Source organism: Sphingomonas sp. (assembly GCF_035317925.1).
GTDB lineage: Bacteria > Pseudomonadota > Alphaproteobacteria > Sphingomonadales > Sphingomonadaceae > Sphingomonas_I.
Genome location: NZ_DATHFV010000146.1, coordinates 1 through 19,142 on the forward strand (window position 1 = coordinate 1; position 19,142 = coordinate 19,142).

The 19,142-nt window shown below is 63.1% G+C and carries 19 protein-coding genes and 1 tRNA gene; 5 read left to right on the forward strand and 15 right to left on the reverse strand.

The features are described 5' to 3' along the window. The 5 genes from VK533_RS11120 to VK533_RS11140 form a co-directional block, all read right to left on the reverse strand. On the reverse strand, positions 1-2,639 hold a 2,639-nt coding region (locus VK533_RS11120), incomplete at its 3' end, for a glutamate synthase central domain-containing protein (protein ID WP_414712298.1). Between the two features lie 32 nt (positions 2,640-2,671). Then, the gene (locus VK533_RS11125; RefSeq protein ID WP_324377588.1) at positions 2,672-3,259 is read right to left on the reverse strand and encodes a DUF2059 domain-containing protein; all 588 of its coding nucleotides are present in this window, start codon (positions 3,257-3,259) and stop codon (positions 2,672-2,674) included. After that, the gene (locus VK533_RS11130; protein WP_414712299.1) at positions 3,256-4,683 is read right to left on the reverse strand and encodes an NAD(P)-dependent oxidoreductase; all 1,428 of its coding nucleotides are present in this window, start codon (positions 4,681-4,683) and stop codon (positions 3,256-3,258) included. The genes VK533_RS11125 and VK533_RS11130 overlap by 4 nt, the downstream gene beginning before the upstream one ends. Positions 4,684-4,847: 164 nt before the next feature. Beyond that, positions 4,848-5,654 carry an undecaprenyl-diphosphate phosphatase gene (locus VK533_RS11135; protein ID WP_324377593.1) on the reverse strand — a complete coding sequence of 269 codons (807 nt, stop codon included), beginning with the start codon at positions 5,652-5,654 and terminating at the stop codon, positions 4,848-4,850. Positions 5,655-5,665: 11 nt separating this feature from the next. Next, positions 5,666-6,592, reverse strand: a complete 927-nt coding sequence (locus tag VK533_RS11140; protein ID WP_324377595.1) for a complex I NDUFA9 subunit family protein — start codon at positions 6,590-6,592, stop codon at positions 5,666-5,668. A 123-nt stretch (positions 6,593-6,715) separates the two neighbouring features. Between VK533_RS11140 and VK533_RS11145 the strand changes: the two genes are divergently transcribed. From VK533_RS11145 to VK533_RS11165, 5 genes are all read left to right on the forward strand, one after another. After that, positions 6,716-6,802, forward strand: a tRNA-Leu gene (locus tag VK533_RS11145). Between the two features lie 182 nt (positions 6,803-6,984). Then, positions 6,985-8,259 carry a tyrosine-type recombinase/integrase gene (locus VK533_RS11150; protein ID WP_324377597.1) on the forward strand — a complete coding sequence of 425 codons (1,275 nt, stop codon included), beginning with the start codon at positions 6,985-6,987 and terminating at the stop codon, positions 8,257-8,259. A gap of 198 nt (positions 8,260-8,457) precedes the next feature. Beyond that, complete coding sequence (locus tag VK533_RS11155) at positions 8,458-9,351, forward strand: hypothetical protein (RefSeq protein ID WP_324377599.1); 894 nt, start codon at positions 8,458-8,460, stop codon at positions 9,349-9,351. Continuing rightward, entirely contained in the window at positions 9,344-10,342 is a 999-nt protein-coding gene (locus VK533_RS11160; RefSeq protein ID WP_324377601.1) for a nucleotidyl transferase AbiEii/AbiGii toxin family protein, read from the forward strand. Before VK533_RS11155 ends, VK533_RS11160 begins: the two co-directional genes overlap by 8 nt. After that, entirely contained in the window at positions 10,339-10,617 is a 279-nt protein-coding gene (locus tag VK533_RS11165) for a tyrosine-type recombinase/integrase (protein WP_324377603.1), read from the forward strand. The genes VK533_RS11160 and VK533_RS11165 overlap by 4 nt, the downstream gene beginning before the upstream one ends. Positions 10,618-10,865: 248 nt before the next feature. On the opposite strand, the gene VK533_RS11170 is transcribed toward VK533_RS11165, so the two are convergent. From VK533_RS11170 to VK533_RS11215, 10 genes are all read right to left on the reverse strand, one after another. Beyond that, entirely contained in the window at positions 10,866-11,543 is a 678-nt protein-coding gene (locus VK533_RS11170; protein WP_324377605.1) for a hypothetical protein, read from the reverse strand. Positions 11,544-11,622: 79 nt separating this feature from the next. Continuing rightward, positions 11,623-12,150 (reverse strand): TonB family protein, encoded by a 528-nt coding sequence (locus tag VK533_RS11175; protein ID WP_324377607.1) that lies wholly within the window; start codon positions 12,148-12,150, stop codon positions 11,623-11,625. Next, entirely contained in the window at positions 12,143-12,820 is a 678-nt protein-coding gene (locus tag VK533_RS11180) for a hypothetical protein (protein ID WP_324377609.1), read from the reverse strand. Before VK533_RS11180 ends, VK533_RS11175 begins: the two co-directional genes overlap by 8 nt. A gap of 102 nt (positions 12,821-12,922) precedes the next feature. Then, a complete protein-coding gene (locus VK533_RS11185; RefSeq protein ID WP_324377611.1) occupies positions 12,923-13,324 on the reverse strand; it encodes a type II toxin-antitoxin system death-on-curing family toxin in 402 nt (133 codons plus the stop codon). After that, a complete protein-coding gene (locus VK533_RS11190) occupies positions 13,314-13,448 on the reverse strand; it encodes a hypothetical protein (RefSeq protein ID WP_324377613.1) in 135 nt (44 codons plus the stop codon). Before VK533_RS11190 ends, VK533_RS11185 begins: the two co-directional genes overlap by 11 nt. A gap of 206 nt (positions 13,449-13,654) precedes the next feature. Next, positions 13,655-15,220 (reverse strand): phosphotransferase, encoded by a 1,566-nt coding sequence (locus VK533_RS11195; RefSeq protein WP_324377615.1) that lies wholly within the window; start codon positions 15,218-15,220, stop codon positions 13,655-13,657. Then, positions 15,220-17,475: a hypothetical protein gene (locus VK533_RS11200; protein ID WP_324377617.1), complete on the reverse strand. Its 2,256-nt coding sequence runs from the start codon at positions 17,473-17,475 to the stop codon at positions 15,220-15,222. The genes VK533_RS11195 and VK533_RS11200 overlap by 1 nt, the downstream gene beginning before the upstream one ends. Positions 17,476-17,882: 407 nt before the next feature. Then, positions 17,883-18,113, reverse strand: coding sequence for a DNA-binding protein (locus VK533_RS11205; RefSeq protein WP_324377619.1), 231 nt, complete (start codon positions 18,111-18,113; stop codon positions 17,883-17,885). Then, the gene (locus tag VK533_RS11210) at positions 18,110-18,325 is read right to left on the reverse strand and encodes a DUF2274 domain-containing protein (RefSeq protein ID WP_324377621.1); all 216 of its coding nucleotides are present in this window, start codon (positions 18,323-18,325) and stop codon (positions 18,110-18,112) included. Before VK533_RS11210 ends, VK533_RS11205 begins: the two co-directional genes overlap by 4 nt. A 12-nt stretch (positions 18,326-18,337) precedes the next feature. Continuing rightward, the coding region (locus VK533_RS11215; RefSeq protein ID WP_324377623.1) for a TrbI/VirB10 family protein at positions 18,338-19,142 on the reverse strand (805 nt) is incomplete at its 5' end.

Below are 19,142 nucleotides of genomic sequence, written 5' to 3' on the forward strand. Positions count from 1 at the left end.
CCCGGGGTGACGAAGCGCTTGCGGATCTCGGTGATCGCCTCGACCTGGTCGACCGGAACGCCCTCATCGGGGAAATTGAACTGGAGCAGGTCGCGCAGATAGATCGGCGGCAGCGATTCCACGCCGCGCGAGAATTGGAGATATTGGCTGTAGCTGTCGGTCGCGACCGCGGTCTGCAGCAGGTGCATCAATTGCGCCGAATAGGCATGCGCCTCCCCGCCCGCCCGCTGCTTGTAGAAGCCGCCGACCGGCAGCACCGACGGCCCGCCCTCGAACGCCTTCTCGTGCCGCATCTTCGCCGACAGCTGGAGCGAGGCATAGCCTTCGCCGGAGATCTTGGCGGGCATGCCCGGGAACAGATCGTTGACCAGCGCGCGGCTCAAACCGACCGCCTCGAAATTATAGCCGCCGCGATAGGAGGAGATCACCGCGATCCCCATCTTGCTCATGATCTTGAGCAGGCCGTCGTCGACCGCCTTGCGCCAGCGCTTGAAGCATTCCGCCTGGGTCAGATCGCCGAACAGCCCGCGCGCCTGTCGATCCGCCACCGCCGCTTCGGCGACATAGGCGTTCACCGTGGTCGCGCCGACGCCGATCAGCACCGCATAATAATGCGTGTCGAGGCATTCGGCCGACCGCACGTTGATCGACGCATAGGAGCGCAGCCCCTGGCGGACGAGGTGCGTGTGCACCGCCGCCGCCGCCAGCACCATCGCGATCGAGATGCGCTCCGGCCCGACATGCTCGTCGGTCAGGAACAGCTCACTCTTGCCCTCGCGCACCGCCTGCTCGGCTTCGCGCCGCACGCGCGTGATCGCCTGGCGCAGCGCGTCGGGGCTCTCGTCCACCGGGTAAGTGCAGTCGATCGTCGCGTGCGCCGACCCGAAATAGGTCTTGAGCTTGGTCCACTCGCGCGACGTCAGCACGGGCGAATCCAGCACCAGCACGCCCGATTGCTGCGCGTCGGTATCGAGGATGTTGGCGAGGTTCCCGAACCGCGTCTTCAGGCTCATCACGCGGGTTTCGCGCAAGCTGTCGATCGGCGGGTTGGTGACCTGGCTGAAGTTCTGGCGGAAGAAGTGGCTGATCAGCCGCGGCTTGTCGGAAATGACCGCGAGCGGCGTATCGTCGCCCATCGATCCGATCGCTTCCTTGGCCTGTTCGACCTGGGGCGCGAGGATCAGCTCCATATCCTCCATCGTCTGGCCCGCCGCGATCTGGCGGCGGATCAGTTCGGCGCGCGTCCATTGCGGCAGATGCTCGCCTTCGGGCACGGGCAGATCCGCCATCGTGCGGAAGCCCGCGACCCATTCGCCATAAGGCGCCTCGGCGGCGATCCGCGCCTTGACCTCGGCATCCTCGTAGAAACGGCCCTCCTCCAGATCGACCGCAATCATCTGGCCCGGCCCCAGCCGGCCCTTCGCGATCGCCGAGCTTTCCGGCACCACCACCATGCCCGCTTCCGAACCCACGATCAGCAGGTTGTCGGCGGTGCGGAGCGTGCGCAACGGCCTGAGCGCGTTGCGGTCGACGCCCGCCACGACCCAGCGGCCGTCGGTCATCGCCAGCGCGGCGGGGCCGTCCCACGGCTCCATCACGGAGGCGAAGTAATTGTACATATCCTCGACCGGCTGCGGCAGATCGCTGTCCTGCCACGCCTCCGGCACCAGCATCAGCTTGGCGGTCGGCGCGTCGCGGCCCGAACGGCAGATCGTCTCGAACACCGCGTCCAGCGCGGCGGTGTCGGACGCGCCCGCCGGGATCACCGGCTTCACGTCTTCCGAATGCGCCCCGAACGCGAGGCTGGCCATCTTGATCTCGTGGCTCTTCATCCAGTTCTTGTTGCCGCGGATCGTGTTGATCTCGCCGTTATGCGCGAGGCACCGGAACGGCTGCGCCAGCCACCATTGCGGGAAGGTGTTGGTCGAATAACGCTGGTGGAAGATCGCGACCCGGCTGACGAAGCGCTCGTCCTTCAGATCGGGATAGAAGACCGACAATTCCTCGGCGAGGAACAGGCCCTTGTAGATCACCGAGCGGCAGCTGAGCGAGCAGATGTAGCAGCCCTGGACCTGCGCCTCGATCAGCTTCTTCTCGATCCGCCGGCGGACGAGATACAGCTTCTTCTCGAACTCGGCCGCGCTTTCCTCGTCGGGCATCGGCCCGGCGATCATGATCTGCTCGATCTCGGGCCGCGTCAGCATCGCCTTGTCGCCGATGCACGACACGTCGACCGGCACCTGGCGCCAGCCATAGATCGTATAACCGAAGTCGATCACCTCGCTCTCGATGATCGTCCGGCAGGTCTCCTGCGCGCCGAGATCGGTGCGCGGCAGGAAGATCATGCCGACCGCCAGCCGGTTCGGGCGCGGCGTGTGGCCGGCGGATTCGATCGCATCGTCGAAGAAGCGCGCGGGCAGATCGACATGGATGCCGGCGCCGTCGCCGGTCTTGCCGTCGGCATCGACCGCGCCGCGATGCCACACCGCCTTCAACGCATCGATCGCGGCGGTGACGACGCGCCGCGACGCCTTGCCGTCGGTCGCTGCGACAAGGCCGACACCACAGGCATCGCCTTCGAATTCGGGGCGGTACATGCCCTCGCGGGCGATGCGGTCGCGTTCGGATTCGCTGGCCATCATGGGGGCGGGGGTTTCCAAGTCGCGCATCGTCAAGAGACCGTCTTGTCAGAGGGGATCAATTCCTGGCCCGCACGCTGCATCGCGCGGAGACCGGCCTCCATGCCGGCCTCTCGGCCGAGCTGGCTGCTCGCGGCCCCGACCGACTGCTGGAGCTGCGGCGACACCACGAGGAATTTCGCCCCCGTGCCCGAGCTGTAGAAAGCGATGACCTGATCCAGCTCCGTCGCCGTGAACACAGCGGCATATTCGCGCGCTGCGCCATCGAGCAGCGCCGGATAACGCATACGGAAGGACTTCAGGAATTCTTCGGCAAAGATCGCCGTCAGTCGCGCGCGACCGTTCGGCTGGCTCTCCATCTTCTGCATGGTGGCCTGGGTTGCTTCATTATGATCGAGCTCACCCAACACGGCGTCGGTCATCACCGGAACCAGCGACCCCATCATGCGATCGATGGTTTGATCCAGGTGCAGCATCCCGATCAGCTTTCTGGCTGAAGCGAGCGCCGCCGGGTCGACCGTCTTGAGCGGGGCGGCCGGCACGGTCGTCGCCATAGGCGGCACCGGAACGGGCGCCGAGGGAGTCGCGGCTACTGCAGCAGCCAGGATCAAAATGTTCACGCCGCCACCTTCCCGGCCTTCGCCTTGACCTTCAGATACTCATGCATGCGGTCGCTGACGTCGCGGCCGTCGCGCACCGCCCACACCACCAGGCTCGCGCCGCGCACGATGTCGCCGGCGGCGAACACGCCGTCGAGGCTGGTCATCATCGTCTTGTGATCGACCCGCACCGTGCCCCAGCGCGTGACCGACAGATCGGGCGCATCGAACAGGCGCGGCAATTCCTCGGGATCGAAGCCGAGCGCCTTGATCACCAGGTCCGCATCGAGCCGATATTCGGAGCCCGGATCGGGCTCGGGCGCACGGCGGCCCGAAGCGTCCGGGTCGCCCAACCGCATCTTCGCGACCTGGACGCCCGCGACCTTGTCGGTGCCGTGGAAGGCTTCGGGCGCGGACAGCCAGACGAACTCGACGCCCTCCTCCTCCGCATTCTTCACCTCGCGCTGCGAGCCCGGCATGTTGGCGCGGTCGCGGCGATAGAGGCAGCGGACCGAGGCCGCGCCCTGCCGCACGGCGGTACGCACGCAATCCATCGCGGTGTCGCCGCCGCCGATGACGACGACATGCTTGCCGAGCGCATTATAGGTGCCGTCATCGAAGCCGGGCACATCGTCGCCGAACCCCTTGCGGTTCGATGCGGTCAGATAATCGAGCGACTCCACCACACCGGCAGCGCCGACGCCCGGCGCCTTGATCGCGCGCGGCTTGTAGACGCCGGTCGCGATCACGATCGCGTCGTGGCGCGCCTGCAACTCCTCGAGCGAGGCGTCGCGGCCGACCTCGAAATTCGAATGGAAGATCACGCCGCCGTCGGCCAGCCGGTCGACCCGCCGCATGACGATATGCTTCTCCAGCTTGAAGCCGGGGATGCCGTAGGTCAGCAGACCGCCCATCCGGTCGTGCCGGTCATAGACGTGGACCTCGTACCCCTTGGCGCGCATCAGATCGGCAACGGTCAGCCCCGCCGGGCCCGCGCCGATGATGCCGATCGACTGGCCGCGATCCGGCCCGGGCGTGAGCGGCTCGACCCAGCCCTCTTCCCACGCGGTGTCGGTGATGAACTTCTCGACCGATCCGATCGTGACCGCGCCGTGGCCGGAGAATTCGATCACGCAATTGCCTTCGCACAGCCGATCCTGCGGGCAAATGCGGCCGCAAATCTCGGGCATGGTCGAAGTCGCGTTGCTGAGCTCATAGGCCTCGCGCAGCCGCCCTTCGGCGGTCAGGCGCAGCCAATCGGGGATATGGTTGTGGAGCGGGCAATGGGTCGAGCAATACGGCACGCCGCATTGCGAACAGCGCGACGACTGCTCCTCCGCCTTGGCGGTCTGATAGGCGCGCGCGATCTCGGCGAAATCGCCGGCGCGTTCGCCGGCGGCGCGCTTTTCGGGATAATCCTGTCCGACGGACGGGAAGCTCAACATGCCTGCCATATGCGTGATCTCCGCCGCCCCCTTGATGGAGCGACAGGGCCGAGTCACGCGTAAAATGCGATATAGGACAGTGATACTATCCTAGTTTTAGGGTGCTTTGGTGGTTTTATGCGGTGACACGCAATTTTAGTACAACAAATTGTTCCGCTCCGGTCCTATCCCTGGAGGATCCACAACAAGGCAGCCGATCCGGCGACGATTCGGTACCAGGCAAACGGCGCGAAGCCGTGCCTGGTTACGACCGAGACAAAAGCCTTGATCACCGCCAGCGCCACGACAAAGGCGACGATGAAGCCGATCCCGATCGTGCCGAGCCCGACCGCGCCCGGCGCGGTCAGTTCGTGGCGATGCGAGGCGAGCTGGACGACCGTGGCACCGAGCATCGTCGGGATGGCGAGGAAGAAGCTGAACTCGGCGGCGGTGCGGCGCTCCACATCCAGGCTGAGCGCGCCCATGATGGTCGCGCCCGAACGGCTGACGCCGGGGATCATCGCGAGGCATTGGATGAAGCCGATGCCGATCACGGTCTTGAGCGGTATCTCCGCCACCCCGACCACATGCCCCTTCTTCACGCGCCATTCGATCGCGAGGATCGCCATACCGCCCAGGATCAGCGCCACCGCCACCACCAAAGCATTGCCGAGCAGGCTCTCGATCTTCTTGTGGAGCGCCATGCCGATCACGGCGGCGGGGATGAAGGCGACGAGGATATTGCGGGTGAAACGGACCGCGGTCGCATCACGCCGCACCAGCCCCTGCAGCACCGCCCAGAAGGTCCGCCAGTAGAGCACCACCACCGCCAGGATCGCGCCCAGCTGGATGACGATGTTGAACACTTCCCATTTGGCGGCGTCGTAGCCGAGCAATTTGGTGGCGAGGATCAGATGGCCGGTCGAGGAGACGGGCAGGAATTCGGTGAGGCCCTCGACGATGCCGAGGACAATCGGGGTCGCGATATCCACCTGCGCCGCGCTCAGGCGGCGGTAAGGCTGAAGCGGCCGTGGCGGCGATAGCGCACCAGCCAGCTCGGTGCGACCGCGGCGAGCGGCGTCGGCGCGATGCCGAGCGCACTGAAGCCCTTGGCGCCGTCCGCAACGACATTGTCATGCTGGAGCATCAGCCACTGATCCCAGGTGATCGGCGCGCCGGGCAGGAAGCCGAACCGCGCCATCGCGGCTGCGACCGGATCGGGCACAGCGACGAAGCTCGGCTTGTGCGCGATCGCGTCTGCGATCCAGTGATGCAGTTCGAGCATCGAGAGCACCTGCGGCCCGCCCAGTTCGAACCTCTTACCCGCCAGCGCCGGCGACAACGCCGCCTTGCCGACCGCGCGCGCAACGTCGACCACCCAGGCCGGCTGGAAGCGCACATTGGGACGGATCACCGGCAGCACCGGCGCCCTCGAGATCAGGCCGGCGAATTTGTTCACGAAGCCGTCTTCCGGCCCGAACAGGATCGACGGGCGGATGATGGTCGCGCCGGGGAAGGCCGCGCGCACCGCCTGCTCGCCCTCACCCTTGGTGCGGGCATAAGCAGATTCGGCGGCGGGATCGGCACCGATCGCCGAAATCTGCACCAGCCGCTGGACGCCCGCGGCAGCCGCCGCCTTGGCGACATTGGCCGCGCCGTCGACATGGACCGCCTGGAACTTGCCCTTGAGCAGGCCGACCAGATTGACGACCGCGGTCGCGCCATGGACGGCGGCGGCCAACGTTTCCGGCTTGGTGATATCGGCGCGGATCGACTGTACCTGGCCGAGCGGAGCCAAGGGCTTCAGGAAGAAGGCGTCGAGCGGATCGCGTTCGGCGATGCGCACGCGCGCGCCGCTCCGCAGCAGTTCCTGCGCGACATAGCGGCCGAGAAAACCTCCGCCACCGAACAGCACCACCAGCTCGTCCATCCGTCTTATTCCTCAAGCGCGCGTGATGCTGTGCCCATGCCCCCGCGCCTCTTTCCATGCAAGCGCCCGAACGTTGGTTGACAAGCCGCGAGCCCGGCCCCTAAAGCGCGCCCCCTACCCCGTGCCCAGATGGCGGAATTGGTAGACGCACCAGCTTCAGGTGCTGGCGCTCGTAAGGGCGTGGAGGTTCGAGTCCTCTTCTGGGCACCAGTGGCCTTTTCCGGTAACGTCCGGGAATGTCCAGCAAGCGGCTGTTTTCCCTAGCCTTTTTGCCCGAGAATCGCCGGCAAAACGTCCGGGACCGTCCAGCGGAATCCAGCACAAGAGCAACAGCCCCGTTGCTGATATTGTTGCTGCTGAGCGCTTCCGGCAAAAGCTGGAACAGCAACACAATGCTCACGCATATCCGGATCGCTTCCGCCAAGCCCGCGCCCAAGCCATACAATCTGGCCGACGCCGACGGGCTCTTCGTTACCGTCCAAACCAACGGCTCAAAACTGTGGCGCTTTCGCTACCGTTTCGTTGGTCGCCAGAAGACCCTGCACCTCGGCCAGTGGCCGAGCGTGTCCTTGGCGGACGCCCGCACGCGACGCGATGAGGCGAGGCGCAACGTCGCGGCGGGCCTAGATCCGGCCCAGCTCAAGAAGAAAGCGCGCGACGTCGCCAAAATCGCGGCCGCCAACACGTTCCGCGCGATCGCCGAGGAATGGTACCGTAAGTGCGAGGACGAAGCGCTCGCGCCGATCACGTTGCGCAAGATCCGCTGGCTGCTCGATATCGCATACCCGACGCTGGCGACCATGCCTGTCACAGACATCACGCCGCCGGACTGTATTGCGGCGCTGCGCAAACTCGAGGGGGCCGGCCGCCGCGAAAGCGCGCGGCGGATGCGCAGCGTGCTCGGGCGTGTGTTTCGTTACGCTATCCATACTGGGCGGCTGAAGGACAATCCGGCCGGCGATCTGCGTGGCGCGATCGCGGCGCCGATCGTGACCCACATCGCGGCCATCACAAAAGCGGAAGAGGCTGGCGCCCTCATGCGCCGGATCGAGCATTATACCGGCCATGCAATCACGGTCATTGCACTCCAGGTGAGCCCGCACGTCTTCGTGCGCCCCGGCGAACTGCGGCGCTGGGCGTGGGAAGAGATCAACTGGGAACAGGCCTATTGGGACATTCCGGAGGAGAAGATGAAGCGGCGCATTCCACTGCGCGTCCCGCTCTCCCGCCAGGTCCAGGCCAAGATCCTTCAATTGTGGGAGATCACCGGCGGCGGAAAATATCTGTTTCCGTCGTTCCGCTCGGCGCTGCGGCCGATGTCGGAAAACACGATCAACGCCGCCTTGCGGGCGCTCGGCTATGCCCAGGACGAAATGACCGCGCACGGCTTCCGCTCGATGGCGGACAGCCTGCTCAACGAGACCGGCCTGTTCAATCCGGACGCGATCGAGCGCCAGCTTGCGCACCAGGACAAGAATTCGGTCCGGCGAATCTACATGCGCGCCGAGTTCTGGGCGGAGCGCGTACGGATGATGCAATTTTGGTCCGACTATCTCGAGCAGTTGTGCGACGACCTGCCGCCCGTACGCAGCAGCGCCGCTGCGCAGGGCACGCGCCCCACCTTCGGACCTGGGCCGTCGTCGATGGCGCATCTTGCGCATGACTGATTGATTGGCGAGGCCGGCTGACGCAGCGCTTAAAAAGCCGCAGGTCAGTTTAGTATTAGATGACATACGTCCTTAGGACGTATGTCATCTAATACAGTGATGGTCAAGCACGAATTTCCCACGCGGCCGCCGAAACCACTTGACCAACCATGTGTTGAACCTCATACGTCCTCAGGACGTATGAGGTTCAACACTTCGATGCCAGCACTCTATCTCGGCCAAGCGATCGTGCAGTTACTGGAGGAAACCAACCCTCCCGTGGTTACCGAATATTCGCTCTACGCCCTCGTGCGTCCGATCCTGGAGAGCGGCAGCTACAAGGGACGGCCCATCACGCGCATGCCGACCCATTGGGGGCATTCCCAGCTGCGCGCCATGATCTACACGCTCATGAAAAAGCGCACCCTGGCGCCCGATGAGGATTTCAAAACGGGCGTCTGGCAATTCGTGCAGTCGCTGACTGCGGCAAGCGCGGAGCAGGCGATCTGCCTCGTCGACCCCTTCGCCTATATTTCTCATCTGTCCGCGATGCAGCGCTATGGATTTACCGACCGTGCGCCAGAGGCCCTGCACATGACGACACCGGCGCGGGCCCTCTGGACCCAGATGCGAACACAGCGGATGGCGGAGGATTATAGCGAGGCAAGCGTGATCGAACGGCCCCCGCCCCTCATCCGCATCGGCTTGCAGAGCGTCATTCGCCGCCGCCCCATCAGCTTGCATGAAACCAAGCACCCCGCCCGTCCGACCGACATCGCCGACAACAGCAGCCGCATCGCGAACGTCGGCCGCGTGTTTGTCGACATGCTCGACGAGCCCGCATTGTGCGGTGGTATCCAGCATGTCCTCCAGACCTTCGAGCGCCACGCCGAGGATTGGGTGGAGGAGATCGCCGGCGCGGTCGACGCCTTCGACAGCCCGATCATTTACGTGCGGGCCGGCTATATCTTCGATGAGCTGCTCGATATCCGGATACCGCAAGTCGAGCGCTGGCACGGCTTTGCCCAACGCGGCGGGTCGCGCAAACTTGACCCGCACGCAGAATATGGCAGCCGCTTCTCGGCAAAATGGATGATGGCCCTAAATGTCTGACCCCGCCGACGAGCCTGTCGAAACCGTTGACGTTGATATCCGCGGCTGGGTCGAGAAGGCCCGGGCCGACCCTCAATTGCATCGCGATCGTCAGGTCACCGAGATTGTCCTCGCAGCGATCGGCCTGTCAAAATCCCTGCAGGAGACCCTCGTCCTGAAAGGCGGGACGCTGATGGCGATCGCCTTCGGCTCCAATCGCGTGACCGGCGACGTCGATTTTACATCGCTTGTGCCGCCCGATGGATTTGAAACGCTCCTCAAGACGGAGCTGGACGCGAAACTCGAACCAGCCGCGATCAAACTGGGCTATCTCGACCTGCGATGCCGGGTGCAGGGAATCAAACGCTATCCGCGGTCGGACAATTTCGAAGGCGCCGATTTCCCCGCTCTCGAACTGCGCGTTGGATCGGCCGAGCGCGGCACCACCCAGGAGGTCGCCCTCGCCGAAGGCAGAGCGTCGCGCACCCTCTACATCGAGATCAGCTTCCGCGACCAAGTGTATGCTTTCCAGGATCTCTATCTTGAAAAGCCCGAGGTCGCCGTCCAGGCTTTCACGCTCGAAGAGCTGATCGCGGAGAAGTTTCGGGCCCTGCTCCAGCAACCGATCCGAAAGCGCAACCGACGGCAGGACGTGTTCGACATCGCCTATCTCATCGAAACCAACACGATCGACGACGCCTCGCGGGCCAAAATCCTGACGACGTTGGTCGATAAGTGCCGGTCCCGCGGCATCGACCCGAACGCCGACTCGCTCGACAATCCCGAGGTCAGCAAGCGCGCGCAAAAGGAGTGGGAAACTTTGCGGCTGGAATTGCGCGACCTGCCTCCCTTCGGGGATCAGTTCGTGAAGGTCGCCGCTCTCATCACCGCCTTCCCTGGAGCTGACGTGCGCGCATCCACGTTACGGCCGGACCAAGCTGCGGCCGCAACACCCAGAGTAGCGCCGCTGGGGCAAGCGATGCGATTTGGGACATTCCGGAGGAGAAGATGAAGTGGCGCATCCCGCTGCGTGTGCCGCTGTCGCGCCAGGTCCAGGCCAAGATCCTTGAATTGTGGGAGATAACCGGCAGCGGGAAATATCTCTTTCCCTCCTTCCGCTCGCCGCTGCGGCCGATGTCGGAAAATACGATCAACGCTGCTTTGCGCGCGCTCGGCCATGCGCAGCACGAGATGACCGCGCACGGCTTCCGGTCGATGGCCGATAGCCTCTTGAACGAGACCGGGCTGTTCAATCCCGACGCGATCGAGCGCCAGCTCGCGCACTAGGACAAGAATTCGGTCCGGCGCGTCTATATGCGCGCCGAATTTTGGGCCGAGCGCGTCCACATGATTTAGTTCTGGTCGGACTATCTCGAGCAGTTGCGCGACCGGGTGCCACCGACGACTGCGCGTGCGCACGCGCCAACCGGCCGGCCTGCCTTCGGTCACCCGGCCGAGCCGCTCGCATTACCGCCGCGACTGGTCGCGTGACCCGGCCGCTCGTGTCCAGTCGCAAGGACGCGACCTACGCGCACCTACGATCGGCCATCCGGCTGTGCCGAATCGTCCCGCGCGAGCGACGGGCCGACCGACGATACTAGGCCAAACATCTCGTCTACGAACGCGTCGCTCAACCGCAGTTCGTATATCGTCCCGCGGGTTCCGAGTTTGCGCTCCTCGAACACGTCGGGACGAAGCATGAACAGTTCGGCATCGTCGTGCCCGCCACTATGTTTGGCGATATTCGCAACCAGCTGAAGTGTCCTGAGCCCCCTTGGATCGGGCGCGAGGCCATGGCGGCGAAGGAAGCCGACGACGCGATCGTGACGATATCGCATCTCACGCAGACGCTTTTCTTTGTCCGGATCGGCCACGTCCTTCCGGTACATCAGCTCCATGCGCATTTCCTGGACGATCCACCGTTCCCAGAAATGGAAAAGCGAGATCGTAAAGGCATGCCGGATCAACTCCAGCGTGCGCTCGACCGCACGCATTTCGCCGTCGAGTGCGTCTTCCTGTGCTAGGCGATCCCACCGCTCTTGTTCAATCTCGCCGCCGAACGATTCAATGTCGACGCCCAGCTGCCGATGCGCTTGCTCGGCCCGGTGCCAGCGCTCACGCGGCCGCCAGACGGCGCCTTCATAAGCATCGCGAAGTGCGGAGAGCTCCCAATGAAAGAACTGGCCCGGCGGAATGAAATAGCAGCTGGTCATCCCTCATACCTCATTGGCCAACCGCGATGGTCTCATGTCGTGTGCAGGCTTTTGATCGGCCTCACGCCGACTTTTCCACTCACTCGCCCGATGGCGGGTTCCAGCGCAGGGTGTAATCCTGCGGTTCGCTGAGGATCGGCTCGCCGAGTTCGTTGGTCGCGGGTGAAAAACGCGCCCTCCGGGTCAAAAGCCGACAGAGGGCATCGTCCAGATCGGGGGAGCCCGACCCGTCGACGAGTTGACAATTGACGATCCGACCGTGTGGATCGACCTGGTAGCTGACGTTGGTGAGACCGCCGCGGCCTTCGCGCAGCGCCGCCGGCGGATAATCGTCGTTGGTGACCAAGGACGAGATGCCGCTCACGTTTGGTCCATGGGCAAGGTCGGCCTGCTCGACCGGTTGGTCGGCATCTGTCGGTGCCGGCCCCGGATCGGCCATATCCGACAGATTTTCGCCCTGCGCGCCAAGCTCGCTTTGTGGCTCGGGCGTGGTCATTGTTGCAGGCGGCGCGGCGTCGGGAAGCGTAGTGTCGATCGCCTCCTCCTTGTGCGGCTGGTTGCAGCCGGCGAGCACCAGCGTCGCGACGAGCACCAGACAGCTACGCATCGGTATCGGCCCGTACCGTTCGGACCAGCCTCAGGCTGCGTTCGACCTTCACAAACAGGAACACGAAGACAATCATGATGAAGGCGATGAAGGCGCCCGACGCAACTTTGAGCCTCTCGAAAAAGGCGATGCCGTCGGCAAGCTTGCGTGTGACGTCTTCCTGGCGGTCGGCCACATACCGGTCGCGGTGCCAGTTCACCAACTCCTCAAGCCGGCCGGGATTAAGCTGTTTGCCCTTTGATTTGAGCAACTGCTCGGTGAGGCTTTTGACGCTGGCCGGATACCCTTCCTGCACGTCGACCGGGATCTGTGCGTAGGATTGGCGGAGCTCGTCGGTGATACCCTTTAGATTGGCATCGGTTTTCGGCCCACCCTGCCGTGCGAGATAATCGAGGAAATTGCGCGCCGCAGCCGTCAGATCCGACGGCACCGATGGCGCGTCGCTGGCCGCGCTTTCCGCCGGCTGCGTGTCCTGGATGCGCTTCTCCGCGATGAACCCACCGAGGTTCGCGCTATCGCTCGGAGGCGGTGCCGTTAACCCGGTCAGCCGGAGTATCGGCGACGCCGAAAGGGCCAGGGTGATCGCGCATGCCAGCAATGCGATGGTGGCAACGACCAGGATGACGATCCGCAGCAATCCCAGATAGGCAGATTCGATACGGCTTAGCATTGGCAGTCCCCCCTGAGCGGGAACCTAACGGTGTTCGTTGCGGATGCGGTATCTTTTTTGTCCGTGCGGACCCTTATCGAGCCGAGCGGCGTGTGAGACCGGTCAGAGTTCGGCGATGTTGTCGATGATATGATCGGCGAACTCTTCCTCGGTCATATCATCGCAAAGCACGGCCTCGAGCATCCGCCCGAGCAACGTGTCGTCGGGCATGTCGAGGTCGAAGCCGTTGGCGCGCAGAAAGGTCAGCAGCGAGACGGCCGCCGTCCGCTTGTTGCCGTCGTTGAAGCCATGGTTGCGCGCGATCGCCGCGCCGAGGCGGATTGCCAGAGCGAGGATGTCGGTTTCGCCTTCATAAAGATAGGCGTTGATCGGGTTAAAGACGGCGCTCTCGACAAGGCCCTCGTCCTTGATGCCGTAAATACCGCCGAAACGATCAAGCTGCTCGAGCTGGGTCTCGCAAACCTCTTCGTAGGTTATCCAGCGTGGCTCCGGCTCAGCGGCCAAGATATTCGAGCGTCTTCTTGTAACGTTCGGTGAGTTCCGCGCGGGTGGCCTTCATGTCGAGGTCAGCCTGAGGCCGTGCCGCGAGCTTGCGCCGCGGGAGCACCTTATACTGAGCTGTCGCCATCTGACCCTCCGTGGTCGTTCGGTTGCGGACGCTCACGCCCGTGACGTCACTTTAAATGTGCGAATAGACGGTGAGTTTCAACATAAAGTTGATTTTGGCGTCGACCGAGCCGGAGCGCGCAAGGTACGGAGCGACGTCGAGCGGCATCGAATCTCGCTTTAAAGCCGCTCGCCGCCGGCCTACTCGGATTGTCCGGCACGTCCCGATCAGCAGCTGTTTCGACCGCGGGACCGCATCAATGCGCTAAGATTGGCGAGCACGGCGGCGACGACCCGCTCAGTTTGACCATCGGTCAGGTTGGCGACGCGCAGCAGCCGGTAATGGAACGCGGCCGCGGCATAATAATAGGTTGTGAAATTCTCATTTGGGAAGTTCTTGCGTGCAAGCCGGCGGATCTGCGCGATTAATTTATGCCCGGCCCCCAATCCCGCGATATCCTGGCCATCGCCGACCGCCATATCGGCTTCGAGCAAGCGATCCCCGTGCAATCCATCTTCGCCATGATAAAGGCGAATGCTGGCCTCCATCGTCACGAAATCCTCGAAGACGTGCGCGCGGCCGGTTTCCTGGAAGTCGATGAAGATCGTTTGTTCGTTCGCGGCCAGCATCACGTTGTTGCTGTTGAGATCGCCATGGCAGATGCAGCTGCGATATTCCCCCATCGGGAAGCCGAACAGGACTGCTCCAGGATTGTCGAACTTGCGCGCGCCCACCATGACGGACGATCCGACCAAGTGCGCCTTGAACGCCTTTTGGGCAACCTCAAGGAACTTCGCTTCCGAGATCGATTGCGCCTCGGCGCCGCGGAAATAGCGGCCGACATACCGCTCGACGATGTTCTTTTCGGTGCGGATCAAGGGATCGCCGTACCAGCGGCGCATGTCGGGACTGAATAGGGTGTCGATCACCGCCGCGACGCGACTGTCCTCGCATTTGCGGAGCGCATCGGTCAGCGGTTCGAATTTCTGAAGATCGCTGAGGATGAAGGAGTAAGCGATCGCGCCGTAGCTCTTGGTAGTGCCCGAGCCGAGCAGATCGACGCGCCAAGTGTAAGGCAGGCCCCATTTGACGAAGCGGTGATAGTTGTCGAGTTCCTGCTGCGCATATTCGAGCGCAGATACCTTCAGCACCGCCGGCACGCATGTGATCCCGCTCTTGCTGTTGCGCGAGATCATCTTGAACACCCAACTCCCCGACAGACCTCCGGCCATCGGTTCGAGCGTCACTTCGTCGGGGTGCATGAGATCGTCCGGTTCGTGCCCGCAGAACATCACCTGGCGGATAAGCGAGACCAATTCACGCTTAGGCCCCGCTTTGAGCAGGTCTCCGGTCATCGCATCGAGGTTGGTGATCCGGACCGCGGTCTCGAGCTTGAACGCATCGAGGAAGCGCCGCTGGGACAATTCCAGATATTTCTGTTTCCCGCCAAGCAGCGCCTTCTTGTCGATGAACATGTGGAAGCTGGGCTGGCGGGAATCGATCACCTCGCTGCGATAATCCCCGCGGGACGTGCCGATGACGAACAGGTCGGGATACGAACCGCGCAACGTGCGGATCGTGTGCAAACCGGAAAAATCGGTGTCGAATCCGAGATCGCAAACTAAAATATGCGGGTCTTCGGCATCAATCAGCTTACGCGCCGCACCCTCGCCCTTGGCATCGAAAAACGTGGCTTGGTACCCGCATGCCTCGAAGAAGCTCGCATAATGCGGCCTCAACTCGGCCGCCATCTTGCTATCGTCGTCGATAAAAATCGCGCGCAGACTCTTCATCAATTCGTCTCCGGAAGGGGCAGATGAACGTCGATCGTCAGATGGGAGCTGGCTTGGTCACGCGAGACGTAAAGGCTGCCGCCGAGCAGGCGCGTCAAAAGACCGACATTGTACATACCGTAACCGACCCGATCGCTGTCATCGTGGAGGATCGGCGCTGCCCCCAGTAGATCAACGACATCGGCGGTGATCTCGGTGCTCGCGCGATAATGGATGCGCAGGCATGGCGTGGCGCGTGCGCCGAACCACGCGCGATCGTCGAAGAAAATCAGATCGGTTCTGGGCTCGCCATGCTTGACCGCGTTCTGGATGATGTTGCGCGCGATTACGTGCGCAGATTCCGCGAACAGGGCGCTGACCGCAATGTCCGACACATGATCGAACTTGAGCATATTGAGGACCTGTTCCTGCAGCGAATCCTCGTAGCGGGTATTGACCCAAGCGAGCAGTCGGCCGGGAAGCTTTGAAAGCTTCTGGCGCCCAGCGAGCGCATGCTCGGACCGGGGCGGAAAGATCGCCCGCAAAACCTGATTCTGCTCCTCGCTGAAGAAGGTTCCGACCTCCTGATACTGCCACAGCTGATGGACAGAATCCGAGCGGGCGGCGTTAGCGATCAGCCACCGTCCGTCGATCCGCTGGCGAAGCGAACGATAGGTGCTCTCCAGCGCGCTCGCGATGAGCTTGAGATAGTCGATATCCTGATCGAACGCGGCCGGGAAAGGTGCCTCGATATTAAGCGTGCCGAAGGCGAGTCTGCCCTGTTGCAGGGTGAAGCAGATTTCGCTGCGGGTCAGCGTACGGGTCAGCAGGGGGATTTCGAGACCTTGCGTCTTATATTCGGGCGGAATGTAGGTGCGGTGATCGGTCTTGGTCCGACCGCCATAGGTCCGCGTGACCGGTGGCGTTATTCGTTTGAGATAGACATAGGGCATGTCGCGCGTGCCGCGCAGGAAGGTAAAGACCACGACGCTCGTATGCTCGTTGCCCTTGATCGCGATTGCCGGCGGGGCCAATTGCACTTCGGCACCGTCGAAGGCGCCGACCGCCGAGGCCTCGACTACCAAAGAGCGGGTCGCCGGATCGTAAAGGCGCAGCGATACGCTATGGGCGGAGGTCGTGTACAAGACCTCATTCAGGACCGTCTCGATGTCGAGGCGACCGAACGGCAGCGCCGACCCGACCGGGTCAAGCGTCTCGACGACCTCCGGTTCTTGATAGGCTTGAAGCTGAGCCAGCAGATTGAAGCGACGCGTGCCATACCGATAGGAGGAGAAGGTATCGACGCACGCCTTCAGCACCTCCATTAGCCATTGATCGAGCGTGTCGACGAAGGTGAACAGGATGTCGGCGGCGGCAATCCCCCCCGACTCCTCGGGGAATTCACGCCGCACAAGCGGACGGGTGATGGGAAGGATCAGAATGCGCTTTCCCGAGGCGGTAAGGCTCGCAAGCGGCTTGCCCCAGACGGCCGCGTTACCAATCATTTCCGCGCCGATCGTTTGGGGCAGCGAAACCGCCGGGAACGGCTGATCATCGCCGCCGGGCTTGGCCAGTAAGGCCTCGTCCTCAAGACCGATGAAGCGAGACAATTCGCGCAATGCTTCCGCCGAAGACGATGTAGTCAGCACAGTCAGAGCGCGGTTGCTCTGGCCCAGATTCGACAAATGCATCAGACCGAAATCGGCGCCCGTCAGCTTTTCGATGAAGCTCGCCAGATCGAGCATCCCGAACCCGCCGGGGCTGCGGGCAACCGTGGCGGCGAGGTCGTTGCAGCTGGCTTCGATATCGTCGCGGAATTTGTTAAGTGCGTTGAGGCTGTCGGATTTGAGAAAGGTGACGCCTTTCGACAAAACCCCGGCGAGCGCCGCGCGATCAGCCGGGTCGGGCGCGCTGATCAGCAGCTCTGAGTCGCCAAGTTTCGCGACCAGCTTGTCGGGATGTTCGCCGAGGAAGTCACGGACCGATTTACGGAGCCGGTCGCCATTGGCGAATCGCTCGACCCCGAGGCTCGACCATCTGAACGACAGGCCGGGGCTGACATTGTCGAGCTTGCCCGCAGGGTCGACCTCGCCGTCGACGTGAAAGGCGACAACGTCGTCGGGGAGGACGGCGACACCATTGAACAGGTCTTCGATGAACAACAGCTCGGCGCGATCGATGCGCGCGCGCAACGGGCCAAGGCGCGCCTCAAGGTCCTCGATAATCCTGTCGATCATGAGAAGCGTCGCCCTCCCCCGATGGCGATTTGCCGACATGCGGACCGATTATCCCGATCCGACCTTTTACCCCATCAAAGCACGCTCGACGTCAACGCACAGGTTACGCTCGTTCTGATCGCTGCAAGCTCCGCAGTAAATAGTTTCCACATCGCACACTGAACACTTTTAACAATTGAGCGCGCAGGCGTTTGCATTACTTCCAGAAGCACGACGCGTCCAACCCGTCCCGATCCTGGTCCATAGCGCCAGAGAACATCTCCTAACCGGCCAATCAACCTCGAAACAGGAAGAACAACCGATTTGGCAAGTTCTGTCGGCAGGCCCAGAGAAGGTGATGGCGCGACCGGCGCCTCGGCCGACTACTATCGATCACGGTACATCTCGCGTGAGCTGGTCAGGATGGAAGCATTACATCGCGATCGCGTCGATCGCGCGCGGCACCCTCAATCCAGGCCCGTCACCAGATGCTTGAGACTGCGATACGGAATCAGGGTGGTCCGACCGACCTTGTGCGTTTCGAGATCTCCGGATTGGATCAGCTCGTAGATACGCGAACGGCTCAAACCGGAGAGTTGCACCGCTCGCGACACCCGAACGGTGAGCGGCTCGAGCAATTGCCTTCCGTCGGCCTCCGCCAGCTCGAAATGAACAGCTGGGCGCGATCCCCGCATCATGACCCGACCTTTCTGCGAGCAAACGCCCTGTCGCTGTCCATGAACGCGCTGAGCATCGCCGGCACGAGATCGGCAACGGATTCCGCGCAGCCATAGGACTCGCGATAGAGGTACGCATATTGCACCAGGCGATCATTCACCTCCGGCAGTAACGCGATGGTCAGTTTGACCGGTGTTCGGTCAGGTAAGCGAAGCAGTCTGAGTTCGGACATTGGCGTTCTCCCTCATCCGTTCCAAGGCTTGAGAACCAGGTCGCGGTGCACCAGCAGCACGATGCGGAACCCCGGACGGATCGTGATCGTCGGTTGGACTTGCAGATTGCGGGCCGTGATCTGGTTGCCGGCATTAGCGGCGTTCTGCTGCGCGGACTCGCGGATGGCCTGAACCAGATCGCTTTCGCCGGTCAGGGAGAAACTGGTGCCTGCACCGAGCAAGGTCGAAATGGCGACACCCTTGAGCAGCGCCCACGTGTGATAATCGACTTTGTCCGCGACGCCGCCATACCCGCTCTGATCGGTTGAGGGTTCGTTATCGAGCCGAATCGAGCTTCCGTCCGGCCAGACGATCCGCTGCCACACGACCAGGGCGCGGCTCTGACCGAATGCGATCACGCTGTCGTAAGCGCCGATCAGGCGCGCGCCCTGCGGGATCAGCAGTGTGTGCCCTGTCGCGGAATCGAACACATTCTCGGTGACCTGGGCGGTTACCAGCCCTGGCAAATCAGATCTCAACCCGGTGATCAGGCTCGCCGGAATGACGCTGCCCGCCGAGATCATGTAGCGAGATACGGACGGAGTCACACGATTGGGATTCACATCACCTCTCGTGTCGCCGGCGGCCGAAAATGCCAGCTTGCGCGACTGCGCGTTCGGGTCCCGATCGGGATCCGCGGCTAGCGGTGCTGGTGAAGAGACCGACGCGTCACCAGCAGCCAACCCGGACATAGCCCCGCCAGCGCCGGCCGGGCTAGCCGTGCCGAACAGGAGCTGCGACTGACGCGCAGCGTTGATGTCCTCGACCCGCTTAATT

Bases quoted from the DNA above. Each gene is read 5' to 3' on its own strand.
- VK533_RS11130 (WP_414712299.1), bottom strand. From the start codon at position 4,683: ATGTTGAGCTTCCCGTCCGTCGGACAGGATTATCCCGAAAAGCGCGCC.
- VK533_RS11140 (WP_324377595.1), bottom strand. From the start codon at position 6,592: ATGGACGAGCTGGTGGTGCTGTTCGGTGGCGGAGGTTTTCTCGGCCGC.
- VK533_RS11150 (WP_324377597.1), top strand. From the start codon at position 6,985: ATGCTCACGCATATCCGGATCGCTTCCGCCAAGCCCGCGCCCAAGCCA.
- VK533_RS11155 (WP_324377599.1), top strand. From the start codon at position 8,458: ATGCCAGCACTCTATCTCGGCCAAGCGATCGTGCAGTTACTGGAGGAA.
- VK533_RS11160 (WP_324377601.1), top strand. From the start codon at position 9,344: ATGTCTGACCCCGCCGACGAGCCTGTCGAAACCGTTGACGTTGATATC.
- VK533_RS11165 (WP_324377603.1), top strand. From the start codon at position 10,339: ATGAAGTGGCGCATCCCGCTGCGTGTGCCGCTGTCGCGCCAGGTCCAG.
- VK533_RS11170 (WP_324377605.1), bottom strand. From the start codon at position 11,543: ATGACCAGCTGCTATTTCATTCCGCCGGGCCAGTTCTTTCATTGGGAG.
- VK533_RS11175 (WP_324377607.1), bottom strand. From the start codon at position 12,150: ATGCGTAGCTGTCTGGTGCTCGTCGCGACGCTGGTGCTCGCCGGCTGC.
- VK533_RS11180 (WP_324377609.1), bottom strand. From the start codon at position 12,820: ATGCTAAGCCGTATCGAATCTGCCTATCTGGGATTGCTGCGGATCGTC.
- VK533_RS11190 (WP_324377613.1), bottom strand. From the start codon at position 13,448: ATGGCGACAGCTCAGTATAAGGTGCTCCCGCGGCGCAAGCTCGCGGCA.
- VK533_RS11195 (WP_324377615.1), bottom strand. From the start codon at position 15,220: ATGAAGAGTCTGCGCGCGATTTTTATCGACGACGATAGCAAGATGGCG.
- VK533_RS11200 (WP_324377617.1), bottom strand. From the start codon at position 17,475: ATGTCGGCAAATCGCCATCGGGGGAGGGCGACGCTTCTCATGATCGAC.
- VK533_RS11205 (WP_324377619.1), bottom strand. From the start codon at position 18,113: ATGATGCGGGGATCGCGCCCAGCTGTTCATTTCGAGCTGGCGGAGGCC.
- VK533_RS11210 (WP_324377621.1), bottom strand. From the start codon at position 18,325: ATGTCCGAACTCAGACTGCTTCGCTTACCTGACCGAACACCGGTCAAA.